Here is an 18,354-nt window from a genome sequence, read left to right on the forward strand (position 1 = left end):
AAATGGGATAAACTTCAATTTGTTCGGCGATCGCACTCTACATCGTTGCGACTAAAGGCTTTTCCAATTCACCAGCTTTAGCCAAAATTGCTTCTGCGGCTTGACGACCAGAAATTGTCGCACCTTCCATACTATCGATGTAATCCTGTTGGGTGTAGCTACCCGCAAGGAACAAATTAGAAATGGGAGTATCTTGTGCTGGACGATAGGGATCCATACCCGGTGCTTCACGGTAAAGAGATTGTGCCAACTTCACCACGTTAGACCAAGTCATATTCAGTTCGCGTGAAGAAGGAAATAACTTGTGGACTTGTTCTAAAACGTGTTGGGCAATTTCGTCATTACTCTTCTTGATGAAGGGATCACCAGGGGTCAACACAAGCTGCATCAAAGAGCCTTCACCTTCTTTGTAGAAATCACCAGGACTGGTTAATGCCAAATCTGCAAAACAGGAGAAGTCAGCTTGATGAGTATAGAGAAGATTATCGATACCTTCAGCTTTTTCGAGTTGCGCACGCTTTTCAGGGTCGTTGAGTTCTGTAACCCAGCCATCAAATCGTAATTGCACTGTGGCAACAGGAACAGCATCAAGCTTATAAATATTGTCGAACTCAGGCCATTTGCGCCAAGCATCGGGGACAGCGCGTTGAATACCGGGAATATCGAGAGCCAAAACGTAGGTATCAGCTTTCACTGTTTCATCTGTTTCGCCATTGTTAATGACTAGACCATCAATTGTGGGTGTGCCATCGAGGGTGTAGTGAATATCCTTCATGCGATGTCGAGTATGGATTTTCGCGCCCTTGCTTTCAAGATAATTAACGATGGGTTTATGCAAATATTCTGCTGGAGAACCTTCTAACATCCGCAATACAGAGGCTTCAGTTTTCGCTGCGAAGAACATAAAAATGGTCAACATGCAGCGTGCAGAAATATTTTCGGTATCGATAAAACCGAGGGCATAGGCGATGGGATTCCACATTTTCTTGAGGCTGCCATCATTACCACCATGGCTGCGGAACCAATCTGCAAAACTAATGCGGTCAAGGTCGCGAATGGTTTTCATTGCGCCTTTAAAGTCCACCAAGCCGCGCACAATGGGACTAGTACCGAGAGCAAGGGAGTTGGCAGCTTTATCAATTAGCGATAATTGTGAGGATGTAAAAAATGCTTTTAAACCGTGGAAAGGAGCACCGACAGGAAAACGGAAATCTAGTTCGCCGAGTTTACCGCCTTCATTAATAAATTGATGGGTATGCTCTTTTAGCCGGAGATTATTTCCTGCACCGACTTTCTCCATGAGCGCGAAGAGATTATAGTAACATCCAAAAAATACGTGTAGACCCATTTCGATGTGGTTACCGTCTTTGTCTACCCAGCTACCGACTTTGCCGCCGACAAAGGGACGAGCCTCAAAAATTTCCACTTCGTGACCAGCATCAACCAATTCAATGGCTGTGGATAATCCCGCTAGTCCTGCTCCGACGATTGCTACACGCATTACTGTTGTCCTACGTCCTATTCCTTAAACAAATTATTAAATATTGTAAACGATTGCGTGGGACGGGCTAGGATTACTCGTTGTTCTCAAATACGCATTAATTGAAGGATGGTAAGCGACATATCATAATTTCTCCTTTTGTCGTACCTAATATTAGAGTTCTGCCTTTATCGATAAGTTGGCAGCTTGTAATATCTGTAAAGTGCGTGGCTTGAGTCATTGGCTTTTGTTTAGTCTTAAGCGACCAAATTTTAATCACACCATTGTTATCAAAACTAATGAGTGATTCTTGATTTTGGGCAAAGGCAAGGAAAACAATTGCACCAACATTATCTTGTAATTGAAAGATTTGATGCTTTTGAGCAATATCCCAAATTTCAATCTGATTTTTAATTGTGGCGATCGCCAATAAATTCCCTGTTGTCGAGAAGGAGATTGCTGTCACCCTAGATTTTGTTCTTACCGAATGAAGAAGTTTACCTGTGGCCGTTTCATAGATTCGGATAGTATTTCGAGCATCCACTAAAGCTAATTTTGTTCGATCTGGACTGATTGAAGTAGATTTCAACTTCATCGGGTTCGGTTTCTCATACAAGATTTTATTCTTTTTGAAGTCCCATTTTTTGACGGTGTTTTCTTCTGTCAGTAATAGAGCACAATGTATTTCAGAGAGGAAATAAGCATCTTTTATTTTGGAGAAATTCCGATTCAAGAAAGTCTTTTTCAATGAAGTGATATGTTGATTTTGGTCTAGGTCAAATATTTGAACAGTATTATCATCGCTAGCTGTTAAAATCCAGTTGTGAGATAGATGTAAATCAAGACTTAATACTCTTTTCGTATGTAAGCTCAGCTTTTCAATCAATTGGTATGATCCCAACTGAAAAATTTGTACTGTATTATTCTTTTCAATCGTAATTAATCGGCGACGGCGATCTACGGCCATGTCCTGAATTGCAGTTTTAGTACAGGCAAAACGTTTGAGTAATTTGAAAAGATTCTGGGTCGAGGTTTGACGGGGATCTGAGTTCGAAGATGATTCCTCAGATGCTCTATTCTTCGTAGTAGAGCGTTTCAAGTCGCGGATTTTTAAGCGATCTACTACGGCTCGATGTTCGAAACCTAAATCAGATAGGACTTGGTGGCGATACTCTAATGCTTCTAAATAATCAGGATTAAGTTTAATGGCTTTTCCTAAAAACTCCAGGGACTCTTCTAGATCACCTCTTTTGGCTAGAAAAACTCCTAGCCTATAGTAGGTCGCAGGATCTGTTTTTTCAGTTTTGACATTAGTCGTTTTGCCTGCATTACTCACAGGGGTCGACGTATTATCTTCGGCTCCATTGTTAATTAAGAATTCATAGGCAAGAGTTATACTTTTGAACTTTTCTTCCGCTACTTTATGCTTTTCAGGATCTTGGTAAAACTTATCTGGATGCCATTGCTTTGCTAGTTTGCGATACGCTTTTTTAATATCTACTTTTGATGAGTCTTTGGTGACGTTTAATAGCTGACGATAATGCTCTAAATCAGTCATCACTAAGGATCTGTAATGGTCTATAAATCCAATTGTGACACCAAGGAGTAAATACAGCACATTGATCTTTTTGACATTAGGATTAGGGAGAGCTTCAAGTAAGTAATGCTATAGCAAAATGGAGTGAGTCGTTTCCTTGGAAGTCTCGCTACAGCAAATTTCAGCCTAGCAAGGTGTATGAAGTAGTATAGGTGAGTTGACTGGTGAGGAAGAAAGTAGCATCTTGCCGAAAGCCTACTCATTAGACTTAAGACAGAAAATAGTGGATGCCTACGAAAGGGGTGGTGTGAGTCAAAGTAGTCTTGCCCGACAATTTGGAGTGGCGAAAAGTTTTGTACAAAAGCTCCTCGACCAAAAACGACTGACAGGGTCGATTGCTCCGAAAAAACGAAGCCAACAAACACCTCCCAAATTAAACGAAGAGCATCAAACAATATTGCGCCAGTTGCTCACCAAGAAAAACGATGCGACGCTAGCGGAACTATGTGATGAGATGGAGAAACGCACTGGTCTCCGTGTGGCCAATAGCACCATGCATCGCACCTTAAGAAGAATGGGATATAGCCTCAAAAAAAACATTCTATCCAGACCTTAAGGCGACAAAACGAGTGCAACAAGCCAGATATGATTTTTGGCAGAAAATGCAAGCGACTCTAGCGAAAAACTTGATTTTTATCGATGAATCGGGCGTGAACTTAGCCATGACAAGACTGAGGGCACGTTCTGAGAAAGGGAAACGAGCTTATAGTCCGAAATCCAGTAAACGAGGCAAGAATGTTTCTTTGATTGGAGCATTAGGCTTCAAGGGAATGGTCGCTAATTATCATCTGCTGGGGAGTACGGATGGATTAACCTTTGAAGCATTCATCAGCCAGAAGTTAATACCAAACTTATGGGCGGGAGCATGTGTGGTGATGGATAACTGTTCGATTCATTTAGGAGAGTCAGTACGCACAATGATTGAGGCCGTGGGAGCTAAGTTGATTTACCTTCCTCCCTATTCTCCAGATTTTTCACCCATTGAAAATTGCTGGTCAAAGTTGAAAAGTACCTTGAAAAGTATCGGGGCAAGAACTTATCTAGCTCTAGACAAGGCAATTGAGGTAGCTTTTTCCAAGATTACCCTTGATGATATTCGATGCTGGTTTACACATTGCTGCTATTGCACCTCACTCGACTAGAAATTGCTATATGACAATTCACTGTCCCCAATGTAATGCTCAAGACATCATCAAAAGTGGATTCGCTAAAAATCGTCAACGATTTAAGTGTAAGCAGTGCAATTATCAATTTACAAGCTTTTCTAAAGAGCGGGGCAAGCCTCTCTGGATGAAATTAGAAGCTGTATTGATGTATATGAGTGGTATGTCAATGAATGCGACAGCCAAGATTCTCGGTGTATCAGCTCAATCAGTGCTCAATTGGGTAAGAGATTTCGGTGAAGCCAATTATGAAAAGCCCACTCCTGAGTCTGCTGTCGTGGTGGAGCTAGATGAGCTATGGCATTTTATCCAAGAGAAAAAACAAACTTTGGGTCTGGAAAGCATATGACCGTAATACTGGGCGACTCATTGACTGGGAATTGGGAAGTCGTGATAGTCGAACTTTAGGTCATTTACTAGAGCGGTTCTCGCAATGGCAAATCACTGTCTATTGCACCGATAATTGGAAACCCTATCAACAGCTATTAGAGAATCACCCAGATGCTTTTCATGTCATTAGCAAGAAAGAGACAATAGCAATTGAGAGAAACAACTCAGACAATCGCCATTGGTTTGCTTGGTTTCATCGCAGGACGAAGGTCGTCTCTAAATCAAAACACATGGTGGACTTGAGCATGGCATTGTTTGCGAAATTTAGAGTGAATGGAAGTATTGAGCTACTGCGCAATTGGCGTTTAACATTACTCTCTTGAAACTCTCGGATTAGGCGATCGCCACGATGACTTGTTCAGGGAGAATATCCTGTTTGAGCTGTACATCACTGGAGCCTGCCACAATGATTTGTTCTGCACCTTCTGCAACCAAACGATGGAGATAGGGTTCGACAGTAGGCTGCTCATTAACAGGCAGAATGTTGAGTTCGAGATCGATAAGTTTGCGTTGAACTCGGTCGAGAACATCATCCGCCAAACCGCGATAACCTTCGAGCATAGAATTCTGGAGACTGCGAATTGATGCAGCGCTGAGCCAGCCATTTTCGCCAAGGTTATTCATCATCCGGCACACTGATTTTTCGCTAATAAAAAAGACCACATTTAAAGGGACACTGGCTTCTTTGGCGATCGCCTCAGCTTTATACATCGCGCCATCGTAGGCATAGGGATTGAGAATGACGAGATAAATCTTTTTCATGAGTGTTACACCTGAAGTCCAAAGAGCGGCCAATATAGTTGCGCGAGGGCAAGTAACCCAATAAAGCCCAGTATTTTAAGAAAGAAACCCCGTTGCAGTGCATGGGACGGTGGAACGTAGCCGCTACCAATGATGATCGCCATCGCAGGTGTACTGACTGGCATCATAAAGGCTAATCCTGAGGCAATGGTCACACCCATAGTTATAGCGCGGGGGTCGATGCCATGTTCGGCAGCAAAGGCGATCGCCAAGGGCATTACCATCGCGACGGTGGCAGCATTGCTCATCCCTTCAGTGAAGACCACCACCACCAGTGCCACAGCAATAAATACAAGCCAACCGGAGTCAATCCAACCCAATAATGCTTGGGCTAAGGCAGTAGAAGTTTCGGTTTCTTTGAGTACTGCACTAAGGGCGATCGCCGAGCCATACATCACAAAAATTCCCCAGTTCACATCTTCTTCCACTTCCTGCCAATCAGCGATCTGGAAAATAAATAATAGTGACACCCCGAGAAACGCGACAGTATCAAGTCCCCAAACTTCGCCTCGCACAATCCATAAAACAATAGTCAACAGCGTAATCACAGCCGTCCCAATTTCTCGCCGGGAAATCTTACCCAGACGTTTTGTCCGTCCTTGCAGCAACATTTTTGCTCGGATCATCGACACCGCTGTCCCTCGCCCAATATTCCGGATGAGTAAATAAGCCAGTGCCAATAAAATGATCGCCAAGGGTAATGACCACAACGTCCATTCAATAAAACTAATGCCTTGACCTGTACTCTCTCGCAATAGTCCTAAGGCCAATGCCGCCCTTGCACCACCCAGCAAACTGGGAATGCCGCCAATCCCTGCCCCCCAGCCCAAGGCTAAAAATGCCGATTTGCCGAATCGTCCACCGGGTTTCGCACCTGCCGATTGCACGACTTCTAGCACCACTGGAAATAGCATTGCTGCCACCGCATGGGAGCTAAGAAAGAACGACATTACCGCCGACAAAATCAGTACCGATAAAATTAAACCCCGCTGTGTCCCCCCAAATTTCGAGACAACGGTGAGGGCTAATCTCGTGCTCAATCCTGACCTTCGGATCGGGCTCGTCAGAATAAATACGCCCAAAATAAAAAAGACTGAACGATTCCCAAAATAGGCGTAGGTTTGCTCGGGGGGAAGGACACCAGTAAAAGGAATCAGGAAGAGCACGAGCAAACCCGTTACCGCCACAGGTAAAGCGCTGGTACTCCACAGAAAAGCGGTCACGCCAAAAATTGCGAGGGATTTTTGGGCAGCTTCGCTAAACCCGTTAAGAGGTAAAGCCAGTATCACAAAATAAATTATCGTGGCGACAATACACCACACCCAACGGTATTGGGGACGACGAATTTTCTTGAGCCACTGTTGCGATCGCCTGACAAGGTTCATAGAAATCTGGAGGGGAAATACCTAAACAAGAATGATACTGTTTCCGGCTCGCTGCATCTTGATTCCGTTGGAAACTGATAACTAGCTTTAATTCTCTGACTCTGGGCTAAAATCACGGTGATGGCGCAGTACTGTTCATTTATCGGCTTTATTCACTATGCAGTCTCCATTAAAGACCGATTCGTTAAGGGAGTTTTTGGCAAGACCCAATATTGAGGAATCGCCGGCATGGGAATTTATCGGGGGAGTCGCAACACAAAAACCAATGCCCACTCTTTTTCATTCAAGGCTTCAACGGAATTTAGTGAATGCGATTAATCAACAAACGACGGAATATGAAGCAATTCAAGAGTTGCGTTGTCTTGTTCCGCCATTGTCGCCTGTGCCGGATATCTCAGTGGTCAAGCAAGAACGTCTTGAGCAAGATGGGGCTTTAGATGGTGCGCCGGAATGGTTAATTGAAATTCGTTCGCCTGCTCAAAGTACTCTCGATTTACAAAATAAGATTTTGCATTGTTTGGGACAGGAAACAGAATTGGCGTGGTTGATTGATATTCAGCGGGAACGGGTTTGGATTTGGGAAAATGATGAGCTACCGATTATTTACGCAGGGGATAGTCTTTTACCCACTTTGGGAAATGTGGCGGGTTTAACCGTGGATAAAGTGATGGCCATGACTAAACAGCGATAAGTTTACATCCTTCCTTGAGGAAAGTGCCGAAAGCGGAAGGGGTTTAGTCGGTCGCGCAACTCATGAAAAACCCACTCATAACTCTTCTTAAATCTCTGGGGGTGGCATCTTCTCAATCTCAGACATCGGTAAAAACATCGTATTTTCTATCCACTCCCGCACATCCCGACGGATATAGGCGGACTGCAAACATTCCAACAAAAAGCGGTTAACATACCAATATTTTGTCAAAGTCTTTTTTTTATTGTCTGTCCACTGCCAATCATGACCAATATTTCTATATATAACTAATATTTCCTGTAGTTGTTGTGTCCAAGAATAACCATTTTGATACCACCAGCTCGCAGATTGTTTTAAATCCTCATTAAATGGCAGTTGGTTGCGGAGTAATGTAATTGTTTTTATATAATTTGAATCTTTTTCTCTCGTCTTTTCTATGATTTGTGAAAGAAAATAATACAGATTAGGAAACAGTGAGTATGTGATAGATTGAGATGATGATATAGGCAAATAAAAATGCATAGACGCTGTTATATCTTGTGCAAGAAATAGACAGTAAATAAGTTTTAAGTCAAAAGAAAAAGTATACGAATCTAGTAGCAAACTATGTTTCTCAAAGAAACGATAAGTAGAGCGAAAAGTAGATGAGGAAAGAAATAGATAAAACGCCCTGAAAATAGGTTCAGGCTTATTGAGTGAAAAGTCAGTCTTGATATTAATACTCAATGACTTTAATACCTGAGAGGAGTAACTTTGACCAATTGACTTTCCTTTTTGATGAAGCCACTGGAGAAATTTCTGACAATCTTCATCATGAACTAATTTCCTATCCCAGAGACATTTAAGAGTAACTGCCAAATAGGATGTGAAATCTACATCATTCATTTCTCCAAAAACGAGCAGGATTACATCCCGCCACCGTTTTTTCCCAAAGTTATCTTGAATGAGATGATGAGATTTTGGTTTATTGGCCAAATATTGTGCGGTGAGATATTCCTGAAATGTCAAATGGGAAAATGAATAAATCCCCTTGGCTCGCTCTACCAAAAGGCCATGCTGTGCCTCAATTGCTTTGAGAACCATTTCACTATCCAATCTAAGCGCTTCCGGATCATCCTTTGCATCCGGCAAATTCTGAATAAACTCCAGAATCAAACTTTCGGCACGACTTTGCTTGAAGAAATATTCTCCTTTCTCAAACGTCTTAAAAGCAATTTCACTGAGCATTTGCTCCCGTCGCTTTACCGTCAGATTTTTATAGATTTCATCCCGTTGAATTGCCCTTTTTCCATCCCATTTTTTCAGCAGAATATCCAAGCCATCTTTATAAAGTTCTGCTCGATTTTGCGGGAACTGGAAATTCTCCTCAAACACTAAACAAAGCAACGTCAAAAGTAATGGGCTTGATGCTAGCTCTTGAATTGTTTTTTGTTTTTTCAGCGCACTCAGAAATTCGTCGACTTTTTTCTCTTCACCCTTGCACCGAAACCAATTATTTACAAAGCAAGAAATCTGTTCCCAATTAAAGTCCGCAACTTCAACCTCTGTAAAGCCCCCTTGAAAGGTGTATTCCTTTGCCGCAATCCGACAAGTTATGGCAAAAAAGTTATCTCGCCAAATATCCGCAAACTTTTGAAGGCCTTGAATCACACGCTGACTATCTTCCTGCCGTACCTCATCCAGCCCATCCAGCAAGATCATCGCCCGCCCGCCGACAACGATTTGTCTTAGTCGTTCTGAATCAACGCCATGAATTACCGCCTGAGATTGCAGATAGGTAAATAAATTTGGTTGATCCTCCTCCTCCGCAAAATTCTTTAGCGTCACAAAAAATGGCACAAGTTCCGGAAACAATTCACCCTGAGTACAACTCATCGCCAAGTGCTTGAGAAAAGTCGTTTTCCCCGCACCGGGCTTTCCCCAGATCATCAACTTGCGATGCTTTCTAACGACCTCTAGACCTGCGACCCGCTCCTTCGCAATTTCCCCAAAACTAAACCGCTCAAAATTCTCTAGATCTAGCCCCACCATCTCTTGAATTTGCGCAAGACCTTTGCGACTGGTTGCGGATATCTTCGCAAGGATATTTACGTCGGTATAGATTTCGCCTAGCTCGACGGGTTGCGCCATATCCAGCACCCGCATTGTTCCGCACCGCTGAACGATATCCGGTTTAACTTGCCGTCGTACTCGCTCCACAAAATCGTCAATCCCTCGATCCAAAATCGGATCATCTGAATCTCTCCCTTGCCGCTGCCGATAAATTTCCAGCAATGCACTATGAAGCCGCCGCTTTTTATTCGAGCCTTTCCCATCAATCTCAAAAGCCTTATAAACTCCTGTGAGCCTTGTCCGAAACGCATTTGGCGAAATAAATAAATCATTAGCAATATCATCAGGCGCACGATTGGCATTCTGATACAGCGAAACAAAAACAGCCCTTTGTTCCTCTGTGAGATATTTTTCTGTAGCGACTTGCTCTAAAAAATCTTTTGGGAAAGGCTGCATCGTCTCAATCATGCTCCAAACTCATGTTCCCTTCTTGGGAAGGGTTAGGGGTGGGTTCTCTGTGGATTGCGAAACCTACCGAAACCCCCTCCGCCTTCAGCACCTTCCCCAAGGGAGAAAATTACGGCAGATGTTCTCATGTTAGCCAATGTTAGCAAGTTAGTCTGTGTTAGCGAATTGTTTGGGATTTCACTCTTTTTCCAGCCGAAATATCTTGGGATTGTTCACTTAAACAGAGCAATTCACATGAATATTAATTTCGTTGGTTTATTCTTTCTATTCCTTGCAGTTAAAGCATCCGACGCATTCTGGGAGATCGTCTTTGCCCAAATGTGGGAATGGCTTTTCGCGCAGATCGATTGGCAGGCCCTCACTCACAAAATCAAGCTCAATTTGTTGGTGCTGTATCTCGATTGGCTCTTGCGCTAAATGTTGTCAGCTTAAATCTCTGACTTCCGAAAAGTTAGGGATCTAAACCTCCTCCGAAAACTGTTCCCGCAGAAATTCAGTAAATAGTTTGACCTTGGTGGAGAGATGACGATTGATGGGATATAACACCGACACTGTCAAAACCTTCTGGCAATAATCCGGCAACACCCTTTCCAATGCACCAGATTGCAAATAGCTATCCACGATGAAACAGGGCAACAACGCAATGCCTAAACCTTTTGTCGCGGCGATCGCCAAAGCTTCTCCATTATTTGCGCAAAAGGAACCTGATACTGTGACTGATTCTTCACCGATTTGCCACTGGGATTTAGATTTTTGGTAGCCATAGAGTAGGCAGTTCTGTTCCTTTAAATCTGCGGGAGTTTTGATGGTGGGCGATCGCCGTAAATATTCCGGTGAGGCCACAAGCAATAATTGTGTCTGGAATAACTCATGGCTAATTAAACTCGCACTTTCTGTCGGTTCCGCCACCCGGATGAGCAAATCAAATCCTTCGGCGATCGCATCCACAAATCGATCTTCTAGGGTCAATTGCACTTGTAGCTGGGGATATTGCTGCATAAAGTCGGCAAGCAAGGGCGCAAAACACATTGTCCCAAAGGTCATCGGCGCATTTACCCGCAACAATCCTTGGGGTTCACCATGCGATCGCGAGACAGATAATTCCGCTTCTTCGATATCCGCGAGAATTTGCAAACACTTTTCGTAAAACGCTAATCCCGTTGGCGTAGGAGTGACTTGGCGAGTCGTGCGGTGAAGTAATTGCGCTTTCAAACTATTTTCGAGAGCCACCACCATTTTGTTGACCGCCGATCGCCCCATCAACATTTTCCGAGCCGCCGCCGCAAAACTTCCTTCTTCCACCACCCGCACAAACGCAGACATACTTTCGAGCTTGTCCATTTCTTCCTCCTAATTAGGCGATCGCTCCACAAACTCATTGTATCTTTTCAAGAAACAATCTGAATCAAAATTGCTGTATTGTCTTTTTTAGGGATTCAAAATAGAATGAATTCAACGACAAAAAACCTCGATTCCCAAGTTTTCAGGAGGTCAAAATGATTACAGTACGTCCATCCGAAGAGCGCGGCAGAGGCAAATTTGACTGGCTCGATAGCTACTTTAGTTTTTCGTTTTCCCAGTACTACGACCCTGCCCACATGAACTTCTCAAATCTACGGGTTATCAACGAGGACTACATTGCCCCAGCCCAAGGTTTTGGTACTCACGGTCACAGCGATATGGAAATTGTGACCTATGTCCTCGAAGGAGAACTGGAGCACAAAGACAGCATTGGCAACGGTTCGATCATGCGTCCCGGCGATGTCCAACGGATGAGTGCAGGACGGGGGATTCGTCATAGCGAATTTAATCCTTCTCCCCAAAACCCAGTGCATCTTTTGCAAATTTGGATTACGCCTGACCAAACTGGCATCGACCCGAGCTATGAGCAAAAGTTCTTTAGTCCTGAAGAAAAGCAAGGCAAATTGCGTCTAGTAGCTTCTCCCGATGGACGAAATGGCTCTGTCAAAATTCACCAAAATGCATTTATGTATGCGTCTATTTTGGCGGCAGGTGAAACCGTTACCCACGAAACTGAGGGCGATCGCCGCGCATGGATTCAGATCACCAAAGGTTCTCTCACCCTTAATGGCGAAACTCTAAAAGCTGGCGATGGTGCAGGTATCGAAACCGAAAAAACGCTCACCCTGATTGGTCAAGATACAGAAGCTGAATTCATTCTCTTTGACCTTCCCTAACGTTCGTAATTTCTAAAACTCCTGGGGCGATCGCCACGCAGGACTAAAGTTGCGTCACACAATCAATATCATTGTTTGAAATCAGCAATACTTTGTAGTCTTTGCCTGGTTGAATTTGCCCCAGTAAAACACACTTGATCGCTTTAAATTCATTTGAGGAAAAACCATGTCTATCCCCAAAATTGCAGACACAAAACCAATGGTTATGGAGCTGGAAGCCGGAAATTATTTCTGGTGTACTTGCGGCAACTCTGCCAATCAACCCTTCTGCGATGGTGGTCACAAAGGCACCGATTTTGTACCCCAAAAGTTCACTCTAGAGGAAAAACAAAAAGTTGCCATGTGTCTTTGTAAGCATTCTCAGAATCCACCTTTCTGTGATGGTGCCCATGCCAAACTATAAAACAGATTAAAGCATCGATTTCCCTAAGCAAACACTCCCTAAAAAATAATGTTTTTTAGGGAGTTTTCTGACCTTATGAAAAACCATCTGATGGAGAGGTGACAAATATCTTTTTGAGGTGGAGGCGATCGCCTAAATATCCTCTAATTTATGATGGGTATTCCTTTGTTTGCAGCAAAGGTTTTGTTGTTCCTGCGGGAATATCTCGCCATTGAAGCTTATATAAAATTAAGGGATCATCTTTACCACGAACTTTAGTGGGAGGTAGAGCTTCAAATGGTAAATTCAGACTGGTCAAACGACCATGGGTTGCATCAGACAGAATGATTTCACCAGCTTTTGCAATATTACAAATACGGCTGGTTACATTTGTCGTATCGCCAATTGCCGCATATTGAATTAACCTCTGAGAACCAATATTTCCGGCGGCAACTTCTCCAGTATTAATGCCAATGTGAATCGAAATTGGTTCCTTTCCTTCCTTTATCCATTTACGATTCAGTTTGGCCACAGCCCATTGCATATCGATAGCAGCCTGAACCGCGAGCTGAGGATCATTTACACGTTGGTAAGGAGCACCCCAAATTGCAAACAATGCATCGCCAATATACTTCTCTAAAGTGCCTTCATACTGAAATACAATCTCCTCAACCATCACCTGAAAATATTCATTTAACATTGAAATAATCTGGCGGGGTTCCATCGTCGAAGACATCTGAGTAAAGCCACTAATATCTGCAAATAAGGCCGTTACTTCGGTTTCAATAATGCCTAAACGATCTGTTTCTTTAATCTTCTGGGTGACGGCAGTCGGGAAAAAACGTTCGAGCTTATCTCGCATTACCGCTTCCGCCTGAATGCGCTTAAATAGCAAATTATTTTCGATGGCGATCGCCGCCTGATTTCCCAATGCCGCCAGGAAATTCATATCCTCATCACTATAAAGATTAACGAGGGTCAGATTATCTACATACAGCACCCCAATCACCTCTTCACGCGGTTTCAGTGGCACACACATAGAGGCATGGATCGACTGAAATAAGATCGACTCAGAACTATCAAACCGCTGATCAACACGAGCATCAGATGTTACGATGCCTTCGCCTTTAGTAAAGACATAATCAGTGATTTTCTGACTATAAAACCTCGTACTTTTCTGAACATCATCTCTGAGTTTAATCGCTTCACAATCAAGCTCATTACTTTGATTATTTTTTAATAAAATTGCAGCCCGATCAACACTCATTATTTCAAATAAGAGATCGAGGATTTTTTGTAATAAATTTTCGGGCTCATCTGGGGAAGATAATTCCTTTGCAACCTCTAACAAAATATTCAGTTTATCTAAGGCACGCTGGTCTTCATTAGCCTGCCTTAAACGTAAAACAGAGACATTACCTTTATGTTCTTGTTCTGTTAATAAATCCTTGAATTTTATACTCGTTACTTTAGGATCAATCGTTTTAATAAAAGAACTAGAATTCTCCTCGACTTCTGTTGGTGGAATCGTCGGATTTGGTGGCGGCGGCCGCAGATCTACAAACCGAAATTCCACAGTGCCACAGCGCAATACATCGCCATTCCGGAGACGCTGCTCGATAATTAATTGATTATTAACAAAAGTGTGATTCAGACTCTTTAGATCACGGACAACAACCTGGTCAAAAGAGATTTCAATCTCAGCATGGCGACGCGACATACTGTCATCGATCACCACAATCGTATTCCCTAAAGCACGCCCAACCGAATTCACCCCAGCTTGTAACTGATGCTGTTCACCAGAAGAATCACCAGAGCTACGGATCAGATAAGGCATAGGGACAAGTTGAGGATTGGAAAAATTCTCGACATAAATGCTTGCTTGATACCCAGATACTTTACTTCAAATTATTGGTGTAGAGCGCAATATTATTATCTTTTTTTACGTCCTATCGGGGTGGATATAGGCGGCTAATCGTTCACGATGTTGAGGGAAAAGTTGGTTTAAGACCTCTAGTTTTGCCACTTCCATGTCGCGATAGTCAAAACCAGGTGCAACAGCTTCACCGAGCAATCCATATTCGCCCTGTTCGAGAATCGCTGTTTTCCAGTAACCACTAGGCACAAGGAGCTGTGACATTTCACCCTGGACAATATTCATCCCGAGTTTGAAGGTCTGCCATTCTCCTTCTGGAGTGATGAGGTGATAGGTAATCGCAGAGCCACCGTGAAAATAGTGCATGATGGGAGACTGGTTACAGTGGAAATAATCGAGAGGTCTATCGTCGGTTAGCAGGTAATAAATTGAAGTCATTAGGCTGCGATCGCCACCCACTCGCGAAGTCGCTATCGTCTCTGCATCGCGGTAGGTCTCTCGGAAATAACCGCCTTCGATATGGGGTTCGAGGTTGAGGGTTTTGATAATGTCTTGTTTGTTCATAGCAGTCTTCTAGAGGTGCGTTGAGGAAGTGAGTTTGACGAAAAAGCTTAATTTATAGTGATTTATCCTTCATCTTCGTAGAAGCGATAGAACAAATATTCATCTTTGAAGGCATGTTCATCGGTGACATGGTGAATAATGCCTCGTTCCACCAAAAGTTGGCCTAGGCGGACTGCTGCCTCGCGGGTAGCTTTTTGAGTTTGGACAATCCAGCTTACGGCTTCGCTGCCGATAAAGGATTTGGGGTATTTGGTTAGGCGAAATCGATGATCTTTTATATCTAGGCCATCGTCACTGCGCATTTGTTTAATCAGTTGTGTGATCTCTGCGGTGGTGATGTTTTTTGGGGTTTGGAGGATAGCTGAATATTTGCTGATATCCTTCAACAAATTAGATGTTGAGGGGGTAATTGTTTTTGGGGTGATGGGGCGATCGCCTTGTTCTTGGTCGCGTTCATGGAGAATTGCGTTGATGTCGGTAGCTCGTAAATTCAAATCTCGCTGTGGGAAAGGAATACTGATGTTGTAGCGGCGCAGATTGGCTTCTAGCAGATAATACAAATCACTTTTAATATCAAATTGCAGGCGCGGATCACGAATCCAAATCAGTAAATCAAAGTCAAGGGAGCTATCGCCAAATCCTAAAAATCGTAGCTGCGGTCGAGGGTATTGCAGAATTTCGGGGTGGGTTTGAACAGCTTCCATAATCGCTTTGTGGACAGTATCAATTGGTGAATCATAAGCAACTCCCAAGGGAAGATGTAGCCGCGAAACAGAATGGCCGTGACTCCAATTGATAACCCTTGTTTGTACTAATTCGGCATTGGGCACAATGATTGAAACGCGATCTAAGGTTTGAATTTCGGTGCTGCGCCAACCAATCACTTCGACGGTTCCCATCACATCACCGAGATTGATAAAATCGCCCACTTGCACCGGACGTTCAATCAGCAAAATCCAACCACTAATAAAGTTATTTGCAATATGTTGAAGGCCAAAACCAAGACCCACACCCAACACACTAGCAATAATCGCCAAAGCACTCAGGTCAATGCCCCAAGCCTGCAACAAAATAAATAATCCCAATCCCATCAAAACAAATTGAATCAGGGTGGCGATCGCATCCTGCATCCCTCGATCTGGAATGGTGATTTTCAAGATGCGGGATTTAAACATCGCCGTTAATCCCCGCACCACAATCAGCAGCACAAGACTAAGGGCAATCAATTTAGCAATATCAAGTAACGAATAACTTGTGTCACCAGCCGTAATCAATCCACTGGTAAACGCACCACCCAAAAACTGAACAATTTGATAACGCACCCTCCGTGCCAAAGGCCAAATTTCGCACACATAGGTAAAAAATACGAGCCATACGCCAACCTCAAGGCAGAGCAATACTGGAATAATCAACTGAGGCTGAGGATTTTTGGCCTGTTGCGTCCAATATCGCCATAGCCGCCGACGTCCCCATCGGATCAGTCCCGACAGAATACTCACCCCAACTAGGGCAAAAACAATACGCCATAACATTTGCTCGTGATAACTTGGGAGCCTTTCTCGCTGCGATCGCCCCAAGGCTGTTTTTAGAGTAACTGCCCATTCTTCCGCCTGTTCTTTTGGGGTAATCCCGCGCCGAAAATCCCCTTCGGTGACGGTGAGTAAATGACGTTTATTGACGCGAATCGTCGTTAATTCAGAGCGTTGCACCACCAGTACTGGAATCGATGTATCCAAAGGATTTGTGTAAATCGCCCTTTGTAAATCGGCATTAACACTCTGTACCCGCCGTTCTGCCGTAAAGCCATCAATGCTGCCCAGTCGAAATAAGACACGACCATCAAGCACCACTGCTGCCCGCTCGACCGACATTGAGGATGACTGTGATTGTGCCAAACTCGGTTGGAGAGCTATCCCCAATGCCATGAGGCTAGCCACACAAAATATGGCGATCGCCCGCAGCCGAGGAAACCGAAATCGGAATAACATTGGCACACATCCTTGTAAAGCTGAATCTTGCTTACTCTTCATTTTGCAACAGATTCCCCACTTTTCCTTTGCCATAATGAGACGCATAATCTGAGGCTAAAATACGGTCGAGCCCTAATATTGCTTTTGATTTTTGCTGTGATCAGTTGTGGGAGAAAAAAATGAAACTTTATGCAGTCCGAATACTCGTTAATGATTGGTTATCTGCCTGTGAATTTTATGAGCAGAAATTAGGATTGGCCTTAGAGTTTAAAGACGAATCATTTGGTTGGGCAGAATTTGATGTGGGCGGTGCAAAATTTGGTATAGAGAGGGTCGATGAGAATAGTAGCAGTGAGGATCAGGCCCTAGTCGGTCGCTTTCTTGGTGTTTCTCTACAAGTGGATGATGTGCAATTAACCTACGAAGAACTACAGGCAAAAGGTGTGGAGTTTGTCTCTCTCCCAAAAAAAGAAGATTGGGGCGGAACTTTGGCAAACTTTAAGGATACCAGCGGCAACATCCTGACTCTCATGAGTGAGAATTCCTGAGATTTTCTGACGTTGTTTGGTTCTAGAGTTTAGTAGCGAGAAGTATAAAACGATAAGGACGGAATTTTATATCGGTGTCCGCGATGATTTTTGAAATTGTGATTGCGTTTGGATGTCTTAGTGCTGGCTATAAACTCGCTGAAACAATTGCAAATATCTGGTTATGTTTAGCGATCGCCGCTTGTTTTCTTGTTGTGGCTCAGGGTTTCCATCTCGCCATTCTGGGTCTCAATCCCTTGTATATTTTGGGTGGGAGTCTAACTTTGTGTAAGGTGCTATTCCTAGTCTCGGAACGTGAATAAAGAAGGTTGAAGTTCCCTTGAAATAATATATTGCGAGTAAAATTCATTATGCGGAAAGTTCTACCCTTTATTTTGGCGATCGCCCTTCTCAGTAGTTGTGCTGAGGCGTCAAACCTAGGAACATCAAGTGGCGTTTTATCCACTCCCAACAGCGATGAAATTATTGCGACTGCCTTTGAAACCCAGCAAGGCGATCTCCAAGTTGAAGGACAAGGCCATGTCATCAAATTATTGCCCGATGATTTGAAAGGGAGTAAGCACCAACGTTTTATAATTGAGTTGGCTTCCGGTCAAACCGTACTCATCGCCCACAACATTGATTTGGCACAGAAAATTGATTCCCTAAAAGAGGGTGATCTCGTTGAATTTTATGGTGAATATGAATGGAATCCTGAAGGTGGCGTTATTCACTGGACTCACCATGACCCAGCAGGCAAGCATGTTGATGGTTGGTTAAAGCACCAAGGCATTCTCTATCTATAATCAT

19 protein-coding genes are annotated in these 18,354 nt (G+C 43.5%); 10 read left to right on the top strand and 9 right to left on the bottom strand.

Annotation, left to right across the window (positions count from 1 at the left end):
* Positions 1 to 37: 37 nt before the first annotated feature.
* Positions 38 to 1,501 (bottom strand): 9,9'-di-cis-zeta-carotene desaturase, encoded by a 1,464-nt coding sequence (gene zds / locus LEPTO7376_RS00910; RefSeq protein ID WP_015132414.1) that lies wholly within the window; start codon positions 1,499 to 1,501, stop codon positions 38 to 40.
* Positions 1,502 to 1,598: 97 nt separating this feature from the next.
* Positions 1,599 to 3,038, bottom strand: a complete 1,440-nt coding sequence (locus tag LEPTO7376_RS00915) for a DnaJ domain-containing protein (RefSeq protein ID WP_015132415.1) — start codon at positions 3,036 to 3,038, stop codon at positions 1,599 to 1,601.
* Between the two features lie 196 nt (positions 3,039 to 3,234).
* Here LEPTO7376_RS00915 and LEPTO7376_RS27055 point away from each other — a divergent pair, with 196 nt between their 5' ends.
* The 3 genes from LEPTO7376_RS27055 to LEPTO7376_RS25480 all read left to right on the top strand — a co-directional run bounded on the left by LEPTO7376_RS27055 (position 3,235) and on the right by LEPTO7376_RS25480 (position 4,953).
* Positions 3,235 to 3,633 (top strand): transposase, encoded by a 399-nt coding sequence (locus tag LEPTO7376_RS27055; protein ID WP_225901096.1) that lies wholly within the window; start codon positions 3,235 to 3,237, stop codon positions 3,631 to 3,633.
* A gap of 13 nt (positions 3,634 to 3,646) precedes the next feature.
* Positions 3,647 to 4,219, top strand: coding sequence for an IS630 family transposase (locus tag LEPTO7376_RS27060; protein WP_041763060.1), 573 nt, complete (start codon positions 3,647 to 3,649; stop codon positions 4,217 to 4,219).
* A gap of 10 nt (positions 4,220 to 4,229) precedes the next feature.
* Positions 4,230 to 4,953 (top strand): IS1 family transposase gene (locus LEPTO7376_RS25480; RefSeq protein ID WP_173391195.1). Its coding sequence is split into 2 segments (ribosomal slippage): positions 4,230 to 4,558 and positions 4,557 to 4,953, totalling 726 coding nucleotides; the frame shifts between segments, so codons are not numbered across the junction.
* Between the two features lie 10 nt (positions 4,954 to 4,963).
* On the opposite strand, the gene LEPTO7376_RS00940 is transcribed toward LEPTO7376_RS25480, so the two are convergent.
* The gene (locus LEPTO7376_RS00940; RefSeq protein WP_015132417.1) at positions 4,964 to 5,392 is read right to left on the bottom strand and encodes a hypothetical protein; all 429 of its coding nucleotides are present in this window, start codon (positions 5,390 to 5,392) and stop codon (positions 4,964 to 4,966) included.
* Positions 5,393 to 5,397: 5 nt separating this feature from the next.
* The gene (locus LEPTO7376_RS00945) at positions 5,398 to 6,816 is read right to left on the bottom strand and encodes a DASS family sodium-coupled anion symporter (protein WP_015132418.1); all 1,419 of its coding nucleotides are present in this window, start codon (positions 6,814 to 6,816) and stop codon (positions 5,398 to 5,400) included.
* A 196-nt stretch (positions 6,817 to 7,012) separates the two neighbouring features.
* Between LEPTO7376_RS00945 and LEPTO7376_RS00950 the strand changes: the two genes are divergently transcribed.
* On the top strand, positions 7,013 to 7,507 hold the full coding sequence (locus tag LEPTO7376_RS00950; protein WP_264308952.1) for a Uma2 family endonuclease: 495 nt from the start codon (positions 7,013 to 7,015) through the stop codon (positions 7,505 to 7,507).
* A gap of 87 nt (positions 7,508 to 7,594) precedes the next feature.
* On the opposite strand, the gene LEPTO7376_RS00955 is transcribed toward LEPTO7376_RS00950, so the two are convergent.
* The gene (locus LEPTO7376_RS00955) at positions 7,595 to 10,027 is read right to left on the bottom strand and encodes an NACHT domain-containing NTPase (RefSeq protein WP_015132420.1); all 2,433 of its coding nucleotides are present in this window, start codon (positions 10,025 to 10,027) and stop codon (positions 7,595 to 7,597) included.
* A gap of 234 nt (positions 10,028 to 10,261) precedes the next feature.
* Here LEPTO7376_RS00955 and LEPTO7376_RS26130 point away from each other — a divergent pair, with 234 nt between their 5' ends.
* Positions 10,262 to 10,444, top strand: coding sequence for a hypothetical protein (locus LEPTO7376_RS26130; protein ID WP_160148352.1), 183 nt, complete (start codon positions 10,262 to 10,264; stop codon positions 10,442 to 10,444).
* 42 nt (positions 10,445 to 10,486) lie between these two features.
* Here the strand turns inward: LEPTO7376_RS26130 and LEPTO7376_RS00965 are convergent, their stop codons facing one another.
* Complete coding sequence (locus tag LEPTO7376_RS00965) at positions 10,487 to 11,368, bottom strand: LysR family transcriptional regulator (RefSeq protein ID WP_015132422.1); 882 nt, start codon at positions 11,366 to 11,368, stop codon at positions 10,487 to 10,489.
* Between the two features lie 155 nt (positions 11,369 to 11,523).
* On the opposite strand from LEPTO7376_RS00965, the gene LEPTO7376_RS00970 reads away from it, so the two are divergent.
* Together LEPTO7376_RS00970 and LEPTO7376_RS00975 are read left to right on the top strand one after the other, a co-directional pair.
* Positions 11,524 to 12,225 carry a pirin family protein gene (locus tag LEPTO7376_RS00970; RefSeq protein WP_015132423.1) on the top strand — a complete coding sequence of 234 codons (702 nt, stop codon included), beginning with the start codon at positions 11,524 to 11,526 and terminating at the stop codon, positions 12,223 to 12,225.
* Between the two features lie 166 nt (positions 12,226 to 12,391).
* The gene (locus LEPTO7376_RS00975) at positions 12,392 to 12,628 is read left to right on the top strand and encodes a CDGSH iron-sulfur domain-containing protein (RefSeq protein WP_015132424.1); all 237 of its coding nucleotides are present in this window, start codon (positions 12,392 to 12,394) and stop codon (positions 12,626 to 12,628) included.
* Between the two features lie 148 nt (positions 12,629 to 12,776).
* Here the strand turns inward: LEPTO7376_RS00975 and LEPTO7376_RS00980 are convergent, their stop codons facing one another.
* The 3 genes from LEPTO7376_RS00980 to LEPTO7376_RS00990 all read right to left on the bottom strand — a co-directional run bounded on the left by LEPTO7376_RS00980 (position 12,777) and on the right by LEPTO7376_RS00990 (position 17,077).
* A complete protein-coding gene (locus LEPTO7376_RS00980) occupies positions 12,777 to 14,444 on the bottom strand; it encodes an adenylate/guanylate cyclase domain-containing protein (protein ID WP_015132425.1) in 1,668 nt (555 codons plus the stop codon).
* Between the two features lie 105 nt (positions 14,445 to 14,549).
* Positions 14,550 to 15,047 carry a cupin domain-containing protein gene (locus tag LEPTO7376_RS00985; RefSeq protein ID WP_015132426.1) on the bottom strand — a complete coding sequence of 166 codons (498 nt, stop codon included), beginning with the start codon at positions 15,045 to 15,047 and terminating at the stop codon, positions 14,550 to 14,552.
* 62 nt (positions 15,048 to 15,109) lie between these two features.
* Entirely contained in the window at positions 15,110 to 17,077 is a 1,968-nt protein-coding gene (locus LEPTO7376_RS00990) for a mechanosensitive ion channel domain-containing protein (protein ID WP_160148353.1), read from the bottom strand.
* 119 nt (positions 17,078 to 17,196) lie between these two features.
* Between LEPTO7376_RS00990 and LEPTO7376_RS00995 the strand changes: the two genes are divergently transcribed.
* The 3 genes from LEPTO7376_RS00995 to LEPTO7376_RS01005 all read left to right on the top strand — a co-directional run bounded on the left by LEPTO7376_RS00995 (position 17,197) and on the right by LEPTO7376_RS01005 (position 18,350).
* Entirely contained in the window at positions 17,197 to 17,565 is a 369-nt protein-coding gene (locus LEPTO7376_RS00995) for a VOC family protein (RefSeq protein WP_015132428.1), read from the top strand.
* Between the two features lie 74 nt (positions 17,566 to 17,639).
* Entirely contained in the window at positions 17,640 to 17,867 is a 228-nt protein-coding gene (locus tag LEPTO7376_RS01000) for a hypothetical protein (protein ID WP_041763076.1), read from the top strand.
* A gap of 48 nt (positions 17,868 to 17,915) precedes the next feature.
* The gene (locus tag LEPTO7376_RS01005; RefSeq protein ID WP_015132430.1) at positions 17,916 to 18,350 is read left to right on the top strand and encodes a DUF3465 domain-containing protein; all 435 of its coding nucleotides are present in this window, start codon (positions 17,916 to 17,918) and stop codon (positions 18,348 to 18,350) included.
* Positions 18,351 to 18,354 lie beyond the last annotated feature (4 nt).

The sequence above is a fragment of the [Leptolyngbya] sp. PCC 7376 genome (assembly GCF_000316605.1).
GTDB lineage: Bacteria > Cyanobacteriota > Cyanobacteriia > Cyanobacteriales > MRBY01 > MRBY01.

Bases quoted from the DNA above. Each gene is read 5' to 3' on its own strand.
- zds (WP_015132414.1), bottom strand. From the start codon at position 1,501: ATGCGTGTAGCAATCGTCGGAGCAGGACTAGCGGGATTATCCACAGCC.
- LEPTO7376_RS00915 (WP_015132415.1), bottom strand. From the start codon at position 3,038: ATGACTGATTTAGAGCATTATCGTCAGCTATTAAACGTCACCAAAGAC.
- LEPTO7376_RS00940 (WP_015132417.1), bottom strand. From the start codon at position 5,392: ATGAAAAAGATTTATCTCGTCATTCTCAATCCCTATGCCTACGATGGC.
- LEPTO7376_RS00945 (WP_015132418.1), bottom strand. From the start codon at position 6,816: ATGAACCTTGTCAGGCGATCGCAACAGTGGCTCAAGAAAATTCGTCGT.
- LEPTO7376_RS00955 (WP_015132420.1), bottom strand. From the start codon at position 10,027: ATGATTGAGACGATGCAGCCTTTCCCAAAAGATTTTTTAGAGCAAGTC.
- LEPTO7376_RS26130 (WP_160148352.1), top strand. From the start codon at position 10,262: ATGAATATTAATTTCGTTGGTTTATTCTTTCTATTCCTTGCAGTTAAA.
- LEPTO7376_RS00965 (WP_015132422.1), bottom strand. From the start codon at position 11,368: ATGGACAAGCTCGAAAGTATGTCTGCGTTTGTGCGGGTGGTGGAAGAA.
- LEPTO7376_RS00970 (WP_015132423.1), top strand. From the start codon at position 11,524: ATGATTACAGTACGTCCATCCGAAGAGCGCGGCAGAGGCAAATTTGAC.
- LEPTO7376_RS00975 (WP_015132424.1), top strand. From the start codon at position 12,392: ATGTCTATCCCCAAAATTGCAGACACAAAACCAATGGTTATGGAGCTG.
- LEPTO7376_RS00980 (WP_015132425.1), bottom strand. From the start codon at position 14,444: ATGCCTTATCTGATCCGTAGCTCTGGTGATTCTTCTGGTGAACAGCAT.
- LEPTO7376_RS00985 (WP_015132426.1), bottom strand. From the start codon at position 15,047: ATGAACAAACAAGACATTATCAAAACCCTCAACCTCGAACCCCATATC.
- LEPTO7376_RS00990 (WP_160148353.1), bottom strand. From the start codon at position 17,077: ATGAAGAGTAAGCAAGATTCAGCTTTACAAGGATGTGTGCCAATGTTA.
- LEPTO7376_RS00995 (WP_015132428.1), top strand. From the start codon at position 17,197: ATGAAACTTTATGCAGTCCGAATACTCGTTAATGATTGGTTATCTGCC.
- LEPTO7376_RS01005 (WP_015132430.1), top strand. From the start codon at position 17,916: ATGCGGAAAGTTCTACCCTTTATTTTGGCGATCGCCCTTCTCAGTAGT.